Source organism: Ottowia thiooxydans, from assembly GCF_040548795.1.
Lineage (GTDB): Bacteria > Pseudomonadota > Gammaproteobacteria > Burkholderiales > Burkholderiaceae_C > Ottowia > Ottowia thiooxydans_A.
Genome location: NZ_JBEPSH010000018.1, coordinates 49,413 through 65,111 on the forward strand (window position 1 = coordinate 49,413; position 15,699 = coordinate 65,111).

Below are 15,699 nucleotides of genomic sequence, written 5' to 3' on the forward strand. Positions count from 1 at the left end.
TCGCAAACTTTGGCAATGGAGCCCAAATCAATGTCTGAATCTTCTTTGGTGGTCGTAGTAGGGGGTGCCCATGGCATCGGCGCGGCAACCTGTCAAGTGATGGCCGAGCGTGGTTGGCGCGTGGCCGTTGTCGACCGTGACCTCGCGGCGGCTGAGCAACTGGCCACATCCCTGGGAGCGCAAGCTTACGGAGTGGATGTCACTGACCACGCAGCCATCGACGCTTTGGTGCAGCAGGTTCATGCTCGCCAGGGCGCGGTGCGCGCGCTGGTTGTGGCATCGGGTGCCTTCCAGGCTGTGCTGGCGCCTCAGGATGTGGACGCAGCGCTCTGGGACCAGGTCTTTGCGGTTAACGTGCATGGGTTGTACCGGCTGAACGTGGCCTTTGGTCTCCATATGGTGGCGCAGGGTGGTGGCAGCATCGTCAACGTGGCCTCGGTCACAGGCTCAGCCGGCGCGCCAACCCATGCCTACGCACCGAGCAAGTCGGCAGTGATCACGCTGAGTCGCAACCTGGCCTGCGAGTGGGGCCATGCCGGCGTGCGTGTGAACACAGTCTCGCCCGGCGTGACGCTGGTTAAGCGTATTTTGGACCGCTGGGCGACCGGTGGCGGCACGCGCGCCACGAGTGACCCAGCCTCGCATGCGGCGCTGATGCGATGCGTGGACCCTGTCGAAGTCGCGCGTGGAATCTATTTCTTGGCCAGCGAGGATGCCTCCGCGATCACTGGCGTGGACCTGCCCATCGACGCGGGCTGGCTCGCCGCGTCGGGCTGGGAGATGTATGGCGGCGCGAGGCGCGCGACGGCCAAGTCCGAGGAGACTGTATGAGCTCCGGTGAACCTGGTGATGGCGCTGCAGTAGCCGCCGGTGCATTGCAAGGCAAGGTGGCGCTGGTCACGGGCGCTGGCCGTGGCATTGGCCGTGAGATTGCGCTGCTCATGGCGCGTGAAGGGGCCCGGGTGCTTGTCAACGACCTGGGTGCCAGCGTAAGCGGCGAGGGCGTCGACAGCAACTGCGCGGCGCAGGTTGTCGAGGAAATTTGCGCAGCCGGAGGTCAAGCTGTGGCGCATTCGGGCGATGCCTCAGTTCCGACGCAGGCCACTGACATGGTGCAATCGGCGCTGCAGGCTTTTGGCCGTCTGGACATCGTGGTGAATAACGCGGGGATCCTGCGCAAGGCAGCTTTCACCGAGATCAGTTATGAAGCATGGCAGGCCCTGCACCGCGTTAACCTGGACAGCGCGTTTCTTGTAAGCCAGGCCGCCGCACGTGTGTTCCAACGGCAGCAGGCCGGTGCCTTCGTGCACATGACCTCTACCGCCGGGCTGATCGGCGCGGCCGAGCAGGCTCACTACTGCAGCTCCAAGCTTGCGATTGCGGCGCTGTCCAAGTCGATTGCACTGGAACTTGGCACGCAGGGCATCCGCTCGAATTGCATCTCGCCGATCGCGGCCACGCGGATGATGGTGGCGGCCACGGGACGCGCGCTTAACGCACCTGGTCAGCTGGCTGCCAACGCGGTCGAAGGCGTTGCCGCGATCGCACCGCTGGCCGCGTTCCTTGCTAGCGATCTGGCTACCTCCGTGAACGGCCAGATCATCGGTGCGCGAGGCAATGATGTCTACCTGTTCAATCAGCCACGACCTCAGCGTCTGCTCCAGCGTTCCGATGGCTGGACCATTGCGCGCCTCTCCGAAGTCATGGAGCCGGCGTGGCGCAATGCCTGGGTGCCGCTGGAGCGTACGCGCGATGTGCTTAATTGGGTCGCGAGTTGAGGCTCGCGTGCGTGTGTTTCAGGTACATGGGCTTGCGTGCAAAAAAGACATCAGTGTCGTTAGTGCGCACGCGGCAGGCATCCCTCAGCGCCTGAATAGTTGCGTAACCACCCATCCCCAGGCGCTAGGGGCGCAGCACTGGAGCCACCCTGCGTTTGCAGGTTGGCACCGGATTTGCTGATGCTCAGGGCACCCTAGCACAGGCTGACGGTGCGCATTGCAAGAGAAATTTTGGAGACAAGACAACATGACGAATTCTTTGACTGGCATCACCCGCCGCCTTCTAGTGGGTTTCGGCCTGGCATCGCTGGGGCTCGTGGCCGCGGCGCAATCGAGCTATCCCAACCGACCGATCACACTGGTCTCCCCATTTCTGGCTGGCAGCAGCGCTGACAACACGGCGCGCCAGATCTCAGAGATCGCCGCCAAGGATCTTGGCCAGCCCATCGTGATCGAAAACAAGCCCGGAGCCGAGGCCTTGATTGGCATGACCGATGTGGTGAGGGCCCCGGCCGACGGCTACCGACTGTTGTGGGCTGGCGGCGGATCTCTGATGGGCGTGCCGGCCATGCGCAAGAAGCCTCCGTTTGATCCAGTCAAAGACTTCACCCCGATCGCGGCCAGCGTGGATTTTTCGTTCTTCATGTACGTGCACCCGGACCTGCCGGCCAAGAGCATGAAGGAGTTCATCGCCTATGCACAAGCTAATCCCGGCAAGATCTCATACGCAGTGGGCAACGTGCAAAGCCGAATGATCATGGGTGACTTGGCGCGACGCTACAAGCTGGACATGGTGCAGGTCCAGTACAAGGGAGAGGTGGCCGCGGGCGCCGATTTGATATCTGGTCGCGTTCAGGCCATGTTCGGCACCACGACCCAGTTGCAAATGGCCAAGTCGGGCAAGCTGCGCGTGATCTCGACGTCGCTGTCAAAGCGCTCGGCCATCATGCCCAATGTGCCCACACTGCGCGAGGAGGGTATCGAGGGCGCGGAGTTCGGCGGTGGCTGGCTCAGCATCGTAGCGCCGGCCGGTCTGGACGCGGCTATCACGGCCAAACTGCACGCGGCCTTCACGAAGGCCCTTGCCGACCCCAGTGTGACGCAACGTCTGCAGGACGCGGGACTGGTCTACACCCCCCGCGGAAATGGTGCGGCGCTGGGTGAATTCATGCGCAGCGAATACGCGTTGTACCGCAAGACCGCCATCGAACTGGATCTCGTGCGCGATTGACCCACATGCTGTCTGGGGCAGTGCGGCGCGCAATGGACCTTAGCACTTAATTCCTATTTTTCAGGAGAGACCCGATGAAGTTAACCGAAACGCCTGCCTCCGCGGCTGTCCCCTATGACGCCAAGGCTGTGGAGGTGCGCCGGCATTTGCTGGGTGACGATGTGTTCGAGGCCATGCAGCGCGACATGACTGCCCTGGACGCAGAATGGCAGGCCTACACTACGAATCAACTCTTTGGTCGCACCTGGGCGCGTGGCATTCTCAGTCACCAGCAGTTGAGCTTAATAAACTTGGCCATGCTCGCTGGACTGGGTCGGATGGAGGAATTTGAGCTGCACTTGCGCATTGCTGTGACGCGCACTCAAGTGCCCCTGGTGCAATTGCGCGAAGTTATTTTGCACATTGGAATGTACTGCGGCATTCCCATAGCGCGTGAATGCTTCGTGATCGCACGACGCCTGCTAGCTGAGCTCAACGTGGATTTGTCAGGAATTGACGAGTTGGCCTGAGAGAGGTGGCCTTTTGGTCCAAGGACATATTGTGGAGAAGAGAAGATTCTCTGACCCAAAGCGTTTAGATACGATTTGTGTCTAAAGGCACTCCTGCATACGTCTTGTAAACGCTATCATGTGCGTCCTTGCCGGACTAATTGATCCGGTAAGGGAGGATTGCCCGGCCGCGTGCATTGCCATGGGAAGGTTCGCGCGCTGGACTCTAAACAGAACGGAGCCGGCTTTGCCGATGCGCACGCCGGCCGAACGAGGGAGTGATCAGAATGCTGAAGAGGAAATTGGCCGTTCTCGCGGCCGCTGGCGTGGCTGTTTTCCTGGCTGGTTGCGAAACCACCAACATGAAGATGGGTAACCCAGAGGCCAAGACTGTGGCCACCGGAGCCGCGGGCGGCAGTGCCACCTCTGGCGAAAACACCCAGCTCGAAAAATGCGCGTCGCCGCTAGGCACGGTCTCTCTGGTTGAGAATGAAACCGCTGGCTGGTACACCATCCTGCGCAACGAATACCGTCTGCCCCCCACAGCCAACCTCTTGCGTTTGCTGGTGCAGCAATCCAACTGCTTCGTGGTGGTAGAGCGCAGCGCCGCGGGTATGCGCGCCATGAACCGCGAACGCGAACTGATGAGTTCCGGGCAAAGCCGCCAGGGCAGCAACTTTGGCGGTGGCCAGATGGTGGCCTCCGACTACGGCCTGTCACCCGAAATCATTTTCAGCGAAGGTAACACCGGTGGCGGTGTGGCTGCACTCGGTGGATTGCTGGGCGGCGGCCGAGGTGCTGCCTTGGCAAGCATCGGCGGCAGCATGAAAACCCGTGAGGCCAGCACCATGCTGACCCTGGTCGACAACCGCTCAGGTGTGCAAGTGTCTGCCTCCGAAGGCAGTGCCTCCAAGACCGATATGAACCTGTTTGGCGGCATTGGCGGCTGGGCAGGCGCGGGCGGCCTGGGCGGCTATCAGAACACTCCTCAAGGCAAGGTCATTACCGCCGCCTTCATGGACGCTTACAACCAGATGGTGCGCGCACTGCGCAATTACAAAGCGCAAAGCGTGCAAGGCCAAGGTCTGGGTGGCGGTGGCCGCTTGGGCGTAGATGGCGCAGCGCCACCGCAGCAAACCTACACACCACAAACTGCGCCTGCCAAGTCTAGAACTACCAATCAGCGGAAAAAACGCTAATTTCCTAGTCTTAGACAGAAAACAGCAGCATAAAGGCAGCTAAGGCCGCTCAAAGCGGCTTTCATCCCCGGCGTAAACTGTAGGCGAGATACCTTGGAGTTTGTATGCTTCCTGAGTCACCTTTGCTGCTCGCGTTTGTAGGTGCCAGCCTGCTATTGGCAATCACCCCTGGACCTGCCGTTGTATACATCGTGGCACGGACCCTCGCGCAAGGTCGAGCATGCGGGCTTTCGTCCGTGGCGGGCGTGGCGCTTGGCAATCTTGCCAACGCTTTGGCTGCTGCGCTCGGACTCGCCGCCTTGTTCGCTGTGTCTGCGGTAGCGTTCACAGCAGTCAAGTGGGCCGGTGCTGCATATCTTGTTTACCTTGGCGTGCGAATGTGGCGAACAGCGTCCCCTGACGCCCACACTGCGCCTCAGGTGTCGGCGCAGCCTTTGCGGCGCGTCTTCCGGGATGGTTTCCTGGTTGCCATGTTGAACCCGAAAACCACCTTGTTCTTCGCTGCATTTCTGCCGCAGTTCATGGATTCGCACGGCAATGCGTTGATGCAAACGCTGGCACTTGCGGGCGTCTTCATTGCTATCGCCGCTTGCACGGACGTCATTTATGTGCTGACAGCAAACCTGGTAGCACCACGCCTGGGGCGGGTTGCACGCCACAGCCTCTGGGGTAACCGGCTCGCAGGCACCTCGTTCATCGGTTTGGGTCTGCTCACGGCCATGGGCACGCGCCCATCTCGCTGAATCCCCTGTCCACTGTCTGCTTCTAGCCGAGCGCTGAAGTCTGGCCTTGGAGTCCACGAGGGGCTTCCCATCAAGGTGGAATCGCCAGGCGGTTCCACACGAGTTTGCTGCGGTGCGCAAGGTCGGGCAGTAGAAGTTATGCCAAGATCGTGCATTCACCTACACGCAAAGGAAGGCTGCCTTGAAAACCCGCATAACTGAACTCTTCGGCATTCGCCACCCGATTATTCAGGGAGGCATGCACTATGTTGGTTTCGCGGAGCTGGCGGCTGCGGTGTCCAATGCCGGTGGCCTGGGAATCATCACCGGTCTCACTCAGAAAACGCCGGAACTCCTGGCTCGCGAGATTGCACGGTGCCACGAGATGACCGACCAGCCTTTCGGCGTGAACCTGACTTTTCTCCCGACGTTCGCCTCGCCGCCGTACCCTGAATACATCGCTGCCATCATAGAAGGCGGCATCAAATCCGTGGAGACCGCCGGGCGCAGCCCCGAAGCCTATATGCCTGCCTTGAAGGCTGCCGGTATCAAGGTGATTCACAAGTGCACGTCGGTGCGTCATGCATTGAAGGCAGAGCGCATTGGCTGCGACGCCGTCAGCGTGGATGGCTTCGAATGTGGTGGGCATCCAGGTGAAGACGATGTACCCAACATGATCTTGCTGCCACGCGCTGCCGAAGAACTGAAGATCCCCTTCGTCGCCTCCGGGGGTATGGCCGACGGCCGCAGCCTGGTGGCGGCACTCGCGTTGGGCGCCGAGGGCATGAACATGGGCACGCGCTTCATCGCCACCAAAGAGGCTCCGGTGCATGACAACGTCAAGCAGGCCATCGTCAAGGCCTCGGAGCTCGATACGCGCCTGATCATGCGCTCTTTGCGCAATACCGAGCGCGTGATCAACAACGCCGGGGTGGAACGGTTGATGCAGATCGAGCGCGAAAAAGGCGATGCGCTGAAGATCGAAGACATCATGGAGCAGGTGGCAGGCATCTACCCGAAAGTCATGACAGAGGGCGACATGGATGCGGGCGCCTGGAGCTGCGGCATGGTGGCCGGGCTCATCCATGATGTGCCGAGCTGCGCAGAACTCATTGACCGCATCATGGCGCAGGCGCACGAACTCATATCCAGGCGGCTGACCGGCTTGCTGCAGTAGGCCCCCGGTTTTCACGTCACGTTCTGGGCGATAGCCGTGCGCGAGCTTGGAAGAGGAACCAATCCAGCCCCACGGTGACTCAAGGGTGTGTAGTTCAATCTGCCGCCGCACGCATGGTCCCAGGTTTCAGGCCCCCGAACTCAGGCCTCGCCCGTCCCGCGTGATGCGCAGCCATGAACGAAACGCCCCGTCATTGTTCAGCAATTCATTGGAAACGCATGTCGATTAAACGTTTAACCTGGATTCTCATTGCACTGGCCGCCCTTGCGGGATGCGGCGGTGGTTCCGACGACCCTGCGCCCGAACCTTCCAGGCCCGCTTATCCCCAGACGCGCAGTGGATCGGCGAGCGACGTTTATTTTGGTCGCACGGTGTCCGATCCCTATCGCTGGCTGGAAGACATCACCAGCCGGGAAACCGACGATTGGGTGCGCGCTCAGAACCAATTGACGGACAGCCACATCACGGTCATGGCGGACTATGGGGCACTATCAGCGCGCGTGGCTAACCTTGCGGAACCTGTTTCCGACAAGCAGAGTGGGGTGAACCGACAGCAGCGCGTAGAGGGCGTGCAAGCCAAGGACGGCAAATACTATTATCAAATTCAGAAGCGGCAGCTTCGGCAAGAGTCGACGCGCCCAGCGCAGGCTTCGGACTTCGCCTCGGCAGACAATGTCATCTATGTCGCCCGCAGTGCCAAGGACATCGGAGGGGGCACAGCCCTGGTCAAGGCTGATGATTTTCGGATCGACCCCGACGACCATATCCAGTTGCTGAATCACCAGGTCAGCCAGGATGGCCGGTATCTGGCCTACGCCATGGTCCGCAACTACTCGGATCTCGCCGACCTGCACATCATTGACCTGCAACAAGCCGGCTTCGGCATCATGTTGACCATACCCAACGTCTGGGCCGGGTCGTTCGTTCTTCTGGATCAGGGGATCGCCTATGCCACTCCCCGTTCCACCACCGACGCCCACGTCTCCCCGCATACGTACCAAACGCTGTATTACCGGCCCTTCACTGGTGAAGCGGCACAAGCCTGGGTACAAGGTTCGCAGTTTGACCAGCTGGCCCCGGTGGGCACGCACGAGGGTTATCTCTATTACTCTCTCACGACAGGCAACAGCGCGGCTTTGGGCCGCACGAACATAGCCGATCCCCAGCACAGCGTGGAGCTGATCCTGGATGGCCGTGCACAAGGCAAAAGCTTCGAATTCTTCGGGCCGAGCCAGGAAGATCCTGAAAAGGTCCTGATCCGCACGTCGCAAGGAGCAGCGCTGAATCGCCTGATCGAAGTTGATCTTCAACGTGCGGCCCCGGAAAACTGGCGCGAGATCCTTCCTAATAGCCCACCAGGCGTCACTGACTACGTCAACACTATCGTCCAGTGCGGAACGAGCTTCTACGCCGAACACCTGGTTCACGGCAGCAGCAAGCTGTTCCATTACGGCGCGCAGGGGAGGAACGAAATCACGCTGCCTGCTGAAGGAAGCGCCTCCATGAGCTGTACCGGGCAGGCAGACGAACTGGCCTATAGCTATTCGTCGCTGGTGCAACCTTACACCTCATACAAGTATGACCCCGCCACGCGCGAAATTTCTCAGGGGCCGACCATGGGAGTTCCGGCCTACGATCCCAGCCAATATGAAATGCGGCGTCTCACAGTCACCAGCCAGGATGGAACCCCATTTCCTGTCTACATCGCACACAAGAAGGGTTTGAAAGCCAACGGCGATGCGCCTGTCATGCTGTACGCCTACGGCGGGTTCGACGTTCCAATGCTTCCTGCCTTCGACACCAAATACATTCCGCTTCTGGAAAGCGGCGGCATTTATGCCGTCGCCCAGGTCCGTGGAGGCAGTGAATTCGGCTCAGCCTGGTGGGATGCTGGCCGCTTGCTTAACAAGCAGAACACCTACGATGACATTGCGGCAGCGGCCGAGCATCTGATCGCAGCAGGGCTGACGAAACCGGCCAAGCTGGCGATGCAGGGCGAATCAAATGGGGGGTTGAGCACTGCGGTACTCGGCTTGCAGCGCCCGGACCTGTTCGCAGTCACATTTCCTACGGTAGGTGTGTTGGATCTGCTTCGGTACGACCTGTTCACCAGCGGATTTGGTTGGCACGACGACTATGGTCAGGCCAACCATCAGGCTCAGTTCGAGAACCTGATGAAGATTTCACCTCTGCATACCGTCAAGGCCAAAACCTATTCACCGACCTACATATTTACCGGCAAGTCGGATGGGCGCGTCATGCCTGCGCACAGCTACAAGTACGCGGCGACGCTGCAGAACACTGCGACAGGTCATCACCCGCACTTGCTCTATGCCTTCTCCAAGGATGGTCATTCCCTGCAGAGCAATCGCACGCAATTCCTGACCTATATGTGGACTGCGTTCTTCCATCACACCGGCGCTCGCTATGCCGCAAACTGAGCCAAGTCTCCGGAAAGACGTGGGCAGGCGCGCATGCAACCCGCTTTGACTGCGACTTGGTGCAGTAAAGGCTAAGTAACTGAAAAGCCCCTGCATCTCATCGATGCAGGGGCTTTTTGTTTGGGCAGTTAGAGGGGCTTTTTAGCTGAACACCTTGCCCGGATTCATGATGTTGTCCGGATCGAGCGCGCGCTTGATGGTGCGCATCATGTTGATAGCGCCACCGCCGGCTTCCTCTACCAGGAAGTCCATCTTGTGCAGGCCTACCCCGTGCTCTCCCGTGCAAGTTCCACCCAGCTGAAGTGCGCGGGTGACGACTTGATGATTGAGCTGTTCGGCGCGGGCGCGCTCGGCGTCATCGTCAGGATCGATGAGATAGCCCATGTGAAAGTTACCGTCCCCCACATGGCCGACCAGGAAGTAGGGGATGCCGCTTTCGTCGGCCTCTCGCACGGAGTCAAGCAGCGCATCGGCCAGACGGGAAATAGGCACGCAGGTGTCGGTTGTGATGCAGCGGCAGCCCGGGCGGCTCTGAACGGCAGCGAAGTAGGCGTTGTGCCGTGCAGTCCACAGGCGTGTGCGGTCCTCTGGCGTGTCGGCCCATTCAAAATCGGCACCGCCGTTATCGCGTGCGATCTCTTGCACCATTTCGGCCTGCTCCTTCACGCTGGCGGGGGAGCCGTGAAATTCCATCAGCAGCATGGGCTCTTCGCGAAGCGTGAGTTTGCTGTGCCGGTTGACGGCACGCACGCTGTTGGCATCGATCAACTCCACGCGTGCAATGGGAACCCCGATCTGGATCGTGGAAATCACGGTGTTGACGGCCTCGGCGATGCTCGGAAAACTGCAGATCGCAGCCGACACCGCTTCGGGCAAGGGGTAGATGCGAAGCGTAATCTCCGTCACGACGCCGAGCGTGCCTTCGCTGCCCACAAAAAGACGGGTGAGGTCATAGCCCGCACTGCTCTTGCGTGCGCGTGTGCCCGTGCGGATGACCTCGCCACTGGCGGTCACCACCTCCAGCGCCAACACATTCTCACGCATGGTGCCGTAGCGCACCGCGTTGGTCCCGCTGGCGCGTGTGGCCGTCATGCCGCCGATGCTGGCATCTGCACCGGGATCGATGGGGAAGAACAAGCTGGTGCTCTTGATGTCGTCATTCAGCTGTTTGCGCGTGACGCCTGGTTGAACGGTGACCGTAAGATCTTCTGCATTGACCGACAGCACCTTGTTCATGCGCGTCAAATCAAGGCTGATGCCCCCCTGCACGGCCAATAGATGTCCTTCAAGAGACGAGCCCACACCATAAGGGATGACCGGAAACTTATGCTCGGCGCACAGTTTCACGGCGTCTTGCACATCGTTTGTGCTCTCGGCAAATACCACTGCAGAGGGCGGCGGGACGGTGGTGAACGCAGATTCGTCGCGGCCATGGAGTTCGCGGACAGCCATGGCGGTTGAAAGCTGGGTGCCAAAACGCTGGCTGAGCGCTTCGATCAGGGCAGCAGGCGCTTCGCGCTGCGGGTACTGAGGGGTTACGTGGGCGGGTTGGGTGGGGGCATTCATGGCTTTTTCCTCTGCATGGGCGAGATACCGGCCAGTTTACGGCGAACTGCGGGAGGAGGGCGGCCGGGACTTTCCGGCAGGTGCGCTAAAGTGCGCGCATGACTGACCGCTACGCCGTCATCGGCAACCCCATAGACCACAGCAAGTCCCCGCTGATTCACGGGCTGTTCGCACAGGCCACGGGCCAGGACATGGCGTATTCAAAGCTGCTCGGTGAGACCACGCCCGGAGGTTTTGCGCGAGCAGTCGATGCGTTTCGAGCGGAGGGCGGTAGAGGCATCAATGTCACCGTCCCTTTCAAGACAGATGCGTTTGCCTACGCGACAGAGCTGTCGCCCGACGCCCAGCTGGCGGGTGCGGTCAATGCCCTGAAATTCGAAGAGGGCCGCGTGCTGGGGCAGAACTTTGACGGCATTGGCCTGGTGCGTGACGTGCAGGCCAATCTGGGCCTTTCGATCAAAGGCCGGCGGGTGCTCATACTGGGCGCAGGCGGTGCCACGCGGGGGGCATTGCTGCCTCTGGCCCGAGCGGGTGCCAATGCCATCGTCATTGCCAACCGTACCGCGGATAAGGCCCGCGCACTGGCCCAGGATTTCGCGCCGAATGCCCATGGCGTAGCTGTGCAGGGCTGTGGGCTGGATGCATTGGAAGATCAGGTGTTCGACCTTGTGTTCAACGCCACATCCGCATCATTGGGCGCAGAGTCGCTGGTGATTTCGCCCTCCGTATTTGCGCCCGGCGCGCTCGCCTACGACCTCGTGTACGGCAAGGGGCTCACTCCCTTTTTGCGGTTGGCGCGTGATGCCGGCTGTTCACAGGTGGTGGATGGCGTGGGCATGCTGGTCGAGCAAGCTGCAGAGGCCTTTGCGTGGTGGCGAGGCGTGCGCCCTGACACCCGTGACGCTGTCGCGAAGCTCACGGTTCCTCTGGTCTGAAGCGCTCGATCTGAATATTTTGATGAAACAGCTTGGAGCGCCTACACGCTCCAGAGAACCGCAGTATGGAGAATGGACATGGCTAACCGCCTTTCGCAAATCGCCACCCGAACCGGCGACGATGGATCCACTGGCCTGGGGGACAACACCCGGGTCTCCAAAGACAGCCTTCGCGTACATGCCATGGGAGATGTGGATGAACTCAACAGCCACATCGGCCTGCTGCTCTGCGAAGACATGCCCGGTGATGTACGAGAACTGTTGATTGATATCCAGCACCAGCTCTTTAATCTGGGGGGCGAATTGTCCATTCCAGGCTTTGAGTTGCTCAAGCCCGAAGCGCTGTTGTCTCTGGATCAGGCACTGCAAACGTACAACAGTCAGTTGCCGCGTCTGCAGGAATTCATTCTTCCCGCCGGTACCCGCGCGGCCGCGCAAGCCCATGTGTGCCGCACCGTGGCCCGAAGGGCCGAGCGTGCCGTCGTGGCGCTAGGCCAGGCAGAAACCGTACGTGAAGCGCCACGTCACTACCTGAACCGCCTGTCAGACCTGATGTTTGTACTGTCACGCGTGCTCAATCGTTTCCGACCAGATGGCAGCGTGGGCGACGATGTCTATTGGAAAAGTGAACGACTGGCCCGCTCTACCGCTGATTGATACCAGGTGAGGCGAAATCTCCACATACCTTGAAGCCACGCCCTACTGAGAGAACGATCCCTACAGTGGGCGCCACATAAAACCGTTCGTACTGAAGCTGTCCAGGCGTTCCGCAGCTTGACTTGCACATCAGCCAACGGCTAGTGCAAAGCCTCCTCAGTGGATACGCTTGGGGAGCTGGGCGCAGAACGGTTCAGACTCGCAGGCGTTGGGCCGGAATTCTGCTGCGCCATCCACCTTTCGCGTTTTCTTTCACGCATTTCAATCACCTGCGCTTTCGCCGCGTCGCTCAGGCCACTCAGGCCGTGATCAATCGGCCGACTATTGCGTTCTTTAATCAATGCATTCACTTCTTGCTTCGAGAGAGGCTTTGGCTTTGGCGGGAAATCCAACTCGCGTTTAAGCGCCATCACCTTGTTTCGGTGTTCCGTCATCTCCACTATGTCTTGCTTCGTCAGGGGCTTTTTGGGCGCGTTTGGGAAATCCATCTCGCGCTTAAGCGCCATCACCTTGTTTCGGTGTTCCGTCATCTCCACCATGTCTCGCTTCGTCAGGGGCTTTTTGGGCGCGTTTGGGAAATCCATCTCGCGCTTAAGCGCCATCACCTTGTTTCGGTGTTCCGTCATCTCCACCATGTCTTGCTTCGTCAGGGGCTTTTTGGGCGCGTTTGGGAAATCCAACTCGCGTTGAAGATCCGTCGCCTTCTTTTGGTGTTCCGTCAGTTCCGCGCTTTCTTGCTCCGTCAAGACCTTTGTCTGGCTCGCAACTTGGCTGACAGACAAGGTGCCGCTGTCAAGAACCGATGGCGGCAAGCTCGTGAGATCTTGCGCACATGCCTGCTTATCCGCTTGCATCGAGGAGGCGACACCGGTATGGGAGACCGTGGGGCCCCCATTTGTAGGATGATTCGACGAATTCGAGACTTGCGTGTCGCCCGAAGAGGAGGGCGGACGAATCGGGTGGGCAGGGGCGGCAGCGCATACGTCGCGTGGCATACGGGGATACTTTCTGAAAAAGATGAAAATGCCAGGAGACGTGGACCACGGATGGTCAGCACCTTGCGGATTTCTCCTGGGATACGCACAGCCAACCAATGCGCTTCACCAATAATTCAAAAAACACTGGAAGGCTATAGAGGGTTAGTAACAGCTCCAGTCCCCGAGTTCCACCTACCCAAAACGCTCCGTCAAGCTCCCGCAATCACCCCACAGGCGAGCCTGGGCCCAGAGTTGCCAGCCGGTTGTGCGTTGATATCGTCAGGGTCCTTGTGAACGATCAGGCCCTTACCCACAACGCTATTGGGACCGGTGAGTTTGATGCTTTGGCTGACATACTGCACCCGCGCCGTGCCCATGGCGTCTGCTTGCAAGGCGGGCAAATCGCCCAAGTGTCCGTGACCTGGTGCGCCATGCTGTGCGCCGGTAGGGTTGTAGTGCCCGCCTGCGCTCATGGCATCAGGGGCCGAGCAATCGCCATTCTCGTGAATGTGAAACCCGTGTATTGAATTTGGCTTGAGGTTTTTGATCTCTCCCGTCACGCGGGTGGCACCATCCTTCATCGCGGCAAACCGCACCATTCCTTCGACGGGCTTGGCAGCAAGCGGTTGATCTACCTGAGTAGCGCGCAATTGGACCTGTGCAACCTGTTCAGGCAGGGAGCCGGTACTGGGTCCGATGGAGCACCCGCTCACTACCAGGCCAAATCCGGCTGCAAGCCCGATGATGGTGGGTCGGCGTAGATGTGCAAGTGCTCGCATTTGGGAACTCCCTGGTTAAACGGTAGAGCGCATCTTAGGACCGTCTGCGTAGCAGGGCATGTAGGAGAACGGCGCCAAAGGTTGCGGTTCCGATGCCACCCAATGCAAAACTGCCGAACTTCAGGGTGAAGTCGCCCGTTCCCAGTACCAACGTGATGGCAGCCGTGAGCAAATTGGCAGGGTTGGTGAAATCGACCTTGTTATCTACCCAGATCTTGGCACCCGCAATGGCGATGAGGCCAAACACCACGATGGACACACCACCCATCACCGGCAGAGGAATGGCCTGGATCAAGGCGCCGAACTTGGGTGAAAAACCCAGCACCAGGGCCACAAGTGCCGCCACCACGAACACTGCAGTGGAATAGATGCGGGTAGCGGCCATGACGCCTATGTTTTCGGCATAGGTCGTCACGCCCGTGCCGCCAGAGGCGCCGCTCACCATGGTGGCAATACCGTCGCCGACGAAGGCCCGGCCAATGTAGGGATCGAGATTGCGACCCGTCATGGCAGTCACGGCCTTGATGTGGCCCAGGTTTTCTGCCACCAGAATCAGAGCCACAGGCGCAATCAACAGCATGGCGTTGGCTTCAAATACCGGGGCCGTGAATTTGGGCATGCCCACCCACGGGGCGCTGATGATGCCGGAGAAATCCATGGGTTTTCCGAATCCCATGCCATTGGTCAGAACCAGATAGATCACCGTGGCCAGCAGCAGCCCCACCAGAATCAAAAGGCGCTGCACCATGCCGCGGGTGAAAACGGCCACCACAGCCACACTGACGAAGGTCACTGCCTGCATCCAACTGTCGAAATTGCTTGCAGCCATGTTCTTGATCGGAATGGCCGCCAGGTTCAGCCCGATGACGGCCACCACGCTGCCCGTCACCACGGGTGGCATGAAGCGTTCGATCCAGTCGGTACCAGCAGCCTGCACCACGAAGCCGATCAGCATATAAAGTAGCCCGCAAGCCACGATGCCGCCCAGGGCCACGCCCAGATTGGCATTGGGGCCGCTCCCGCCGTACGCAGTGGCGGCAATCACCACTCCAATGAAGGCAAACGAAGATCCCAGGTAACTGGGTACCTTGCCCCCGGTAACAAAGTAGAAGATGAGCGTGCCTATGCCGCTCATCAAGATGGCGAGATTGGGGTCAAACCCCATCAAAATGGGAGCGAGCACGGTGGCACCAAACATGGCGATCACGTGCTGCAGCCCCATCACCATGGTTTGTGGCCATGGCAATCTCTCATCCGGGGCAATGACCCCTGCATCTCGTAAAGCCGTTGACGGCCTTTCTTGCCAGCTGAACAAGCTCATCCTCTCACTCCTTCCAATGTTGGTAGCGCGATAGTAGGGCCTTCTATATAGGATCCACAACTTCCCTTAGGGAACTTACGCACTGGAGCGGGGTCGCACCCTGTACAGAGAAAGCGAGAGACATCTTTTTCGATGTTTTTGCAACCCACCCCAAAAATGTCATCAATCGATGCTATAGTCTCGCTCCTTCTCTGATAACTGCACGCAGTTTGAAGCGGGGCGAAGCAAGCGGAGCCGGAAGGCGAGGGTTGCGGTGGGTTGAGAGGCTGGTGGGTTGATCGAATGATTAGCTGGCCGGTTCAAAGACCCCGGTAGTTGCAAGGTTAATAAATATCATGCAATAATCGAAGGCTTCGCTGATAACTGATAGGCAATTCAGCGGGGTGGCAGGCAGATTGATTAGTTGATCTGATTGCTGGTGATTTAGG

General features: G+C 59.6%; 14 protein-coding genes. 10 read left to right on the forward strand and 4 right to left on the reverse strand.

What is annotated here, in order from left to right; translation table 11 throughout:
* Positions 1 to 30: 30 nt before the first annotated feature.
* The 8 genes from ABIE13_RS27255 to ABIE13_RS27290 all read left to right on the forward strand — a co-directional run bounded on the left by ABIE13_RS27255 (position 31) and on the right by ABIE13_RS27290 (position 9,036).
* The gene (locus tag ABIE13_RS27255; protein WP_354449410.1) at positions 31 to 831 is read left to right on the forward strand and encodes an SDR family NAD(P)-dependent oxidoreductase; all 801 of its coding nucleotides are present in this window, start codon (positions 31 to 33) and stop codon (positions 829 to 831) included.
* A complete protein-coding gene (locus ABIE13_RS27260) occupies positions 828 to 1,778 on the forward strand; it encodes an SDR family NAD(P)-dependent oxidoreductase (protein ID WP_354449412.1) in 951 nt (316 codons plus the stop codon). Before ABIE13_RS27255 ends, ABIE13_RS27260 begins: the two co-directional genes overlap by 4 nt.
* Before the next feature lie 247 nt (positions 1,779 to 2,025).
* On the forward strand, positions 2,026 to 3,009 hold the full coding sequence (locus ABIE13_RS27265) for a Bug family tripartite tricarboxylate transporter substrate binding protein (RefSeq protein ID WP_354449414.1): 984 nt from the start codon (positions 2,026 to 2,028) through the stop codon (positions 3,007 to 3,009).
* A gap of 74 nt (positions 3,010 to 3,083) precedes the next feature.
* Positions 3,084 to 3,518, forward strand: a complete 435-nt coding sequence (locus tag ABIE13_RS27270; protein ID WP_354449416.1) for a carboxymuconolactone decarboxylase family protein — start codon at positions 3,084 to 3,086, stop codon at positions 3,516 to 3,518.
* A gap of 266 nt (positions 3,519 to 3,784) precedes the next feature.
* The gene (locus ABIE13_RS27275; protein WP_354449418.1) at positions 3,785 to 4,696 is read left to right on the forward strand and encodes a CsgG/HfaB family protein; all 912 of its coding nucleotides are present in this window, start codon (positions 3,785 to 3,787) and stop codon (positions 4,694 to 4,696) included.
* Positions 4,697 to 4,800: 104 nt separating this feature from the next.
* Complete coding sequence (locus ABIE13_RS27280; RefSeq protein ID WP_354449420.1) at positions 4,801 to 5,439, forward strand: LysE family translocator; 639 nt, start codon at positions 4,801 to 4,803, stop codon at positions 5,437 to 5,439.
* Positions 5,440 to 5,620: 181 nt separating this feature from the next.
* A complete protein-coding gene (locus ABIE13_RS27285; RefSeq protein WP_354449421.1) occupies positions 5,621 to 6,595 on the forward strand; it encodes an NAD(P)H-dependent flavin oxidoreductase in 975 nt (324 codons plus the stop codon).
* Positions 6,596 to 6,813: 218 nt separating this feature from the next.
* On the forward strand, positions 6,814 to 9,036 hold the full coding sequence (locus ABIE13_RS27290) for a prolyl oligopeptidase family serine peptidase (RefSeq protein ID WP_354449423.1): 2,223 nt from the start codon (positions 6,814 to 6,816) through the stop codon (positions 9,034 to 9,036).
* A gap of 141 nt (positions 9,037 to 9,177) precedes the next feature.
* Here ABIE13_RS27290 and ABIE13_RS27295 read toward each other — a convergent pair whose 3' ends face one another.
* Positions 9,178 to 10,602 (reverse strand): FAD-binding oxidoreductase, encoded by a 1,425-nt coding sequence (locus ABIE13_RS27295; protein ID WP_354449424.1) that lies wholly within the window; start codon positions 10,600 to 10,602, stop codon positions 9,178 to 9,180.
* Between the two features lie 98 nt (positions 10,603 to 10,700).
* Here ABIE13_RS27295 and aroE point away from each other — a divergent pair, with 98 nt between their 5' ends.
* Positions 10,701 to 11,537 (forward strand): shikimate dehydrogenase, encoded by an 837-nt coding sequence (gene aroE, locus ABIE13_RS27300; RefSeq protein ID WP_354449425.1) that lies wholly within the window; start codon positions 10,701 to 10,703, stop codon positions 11,535 to 11,537.
* A gap of 78 nt (positions 11,538 to 11,615) precedes the next feature.
* A complete protein-coding gene (locus tag ABIE13_RS27305; protein WP_354449427.1) occupies positions 11,616 to 12,194 on the forward strand; it encodes a cob(I)yrinic acid a,c-diamide adenosyltransferase in 579 nt (192 codons plus the stop codon).
* 140 nt (positions 12,195 to 12,334) lie between these two features.
* Here the strand turns inward: ABIE13_RS27305 and ABIE13_RS27310 are convergent, their stop codons facing one another.
* From ABIE13_RS27310 to ABIE13_RS27320, 3 genes are all read right to left on the reverse strand, one after another.
* Positions 12,335 to 12,976, reverse strand: coding sequence for a hypothetical protein (locus tag ABIE13_RS27310; RefSeq protein ID WP_354449429.1), 642 nt, complete (start codon positions 12,974 to 12,976; stop codon positions 12,335 to 12,337).
* A gap of 404 nt (positions 12,977 to 13,380) precedes the next feature.
* Positions 13,381 to 13,950, reverse strand: a complete 570-nt coding sequence (locus ABIE13_RS27315) for a superoxide dismutase family protein (protein WP_354449431.1) — start codon at positions 13,948 to 13,950, stop codon at positions 13,381 to 13,383.
* A gap of 34 nt (positions 13,951 to 13,984) precedes the next feature.
* A complete protein-coding gene (locus ABIE13_RS27320; protein WP_354449433.1) occupies positions 13,985 to 15,271 on the reverse strand; it encodes a solute carrier family 23 protein in 1,287 nt (428 codons plus the stop codon).
* Positions 15,272 to 15,699 lie beyond the last annotated feature (428 nt).

Coding starts and splice junctions, on each gene's coding strand:
- ABIE13_RS27255 (WP_354449410.1), top strand. CDS start 31: ATGTCTGAATCTTCTTTGGTGGTCGTAGTAGGGGGTGCCCATGGCATC.
- ABIE13_RS27260 (WP_354449412.1), top strand. CDS start 828: ATGAGCTCCGGTGAACCTGGTGATGGCGCTGCAGTAGCCGCCGGTGCA.
- ABIE13_RS27265 (WP_354449414.1), top strand. CDS start 2,026: ATGACGAATTCTTTGACTGGCATCACCCGCCGCCTTCTAGTGGGTTTC.
- ABIE13_RS27270 (WP_354449416.1), top strand. CDS start 3,084: ATGAAGTTAACCGAAACGCCTGCCTCCGCGGCTGTCCCCTATGACGCC.
- ABIE13_RS27275 (WP_354449418.1), top strand. CDS start 3,785: ATGCTGAAGAGGAAATTGGCCGTTCTCGCGGCCGCTGGCGTGGCTGTT.
- ABIE13_RS27280 (WP_354449420.1), top strand. CDS start 4,801: ATGCTTCCTGAGTCACCTTTGCTGCTCGCGTTTGTAGGTGCCAGCCTG.
- ABIE13_RS27290 (WP_354449423.1), top strand. CDS start 6,814: ATGTCGATTAAACGTTTAACCTGGATTCTCATTGCACTGGCCGCCCTT.
- ABIE13_RS27295 (WP_354449424.1), bottom strand. CDS start 10,602: ATGAATGCCCCCACCCAACCCGCCCACGTAACCCCTCAGTACCCGCAG.
- aroE (WP_354449425.1), top strand. CDS start 10,701: ATGACTGACCGCTACGCCGTCATCGGCAACCCCATAGACCACAGCAAG.
- ABIE13_RS27305 (WP_354449427.1), top strand. CDS start 11,616: ATGGCTAACCGCCTTTCGCAAATCGCCACCCGAACCGGCGACGATGGA.
- ABIE13_RS27315 (WP_354449431.1), bottom strand. CDS start 13,950: ATGCGAGCACTTGCACATCTACGCCGACCCACCATCATCGGGCTTGCA.
- ABIE13_RS27320 (WP_354449433.1), bottom strand. CDS start 15,271: ATGAGCTTGTTCAGCTGGCAAGAAAGGCCGTCAACGGCTTTACGAGAT.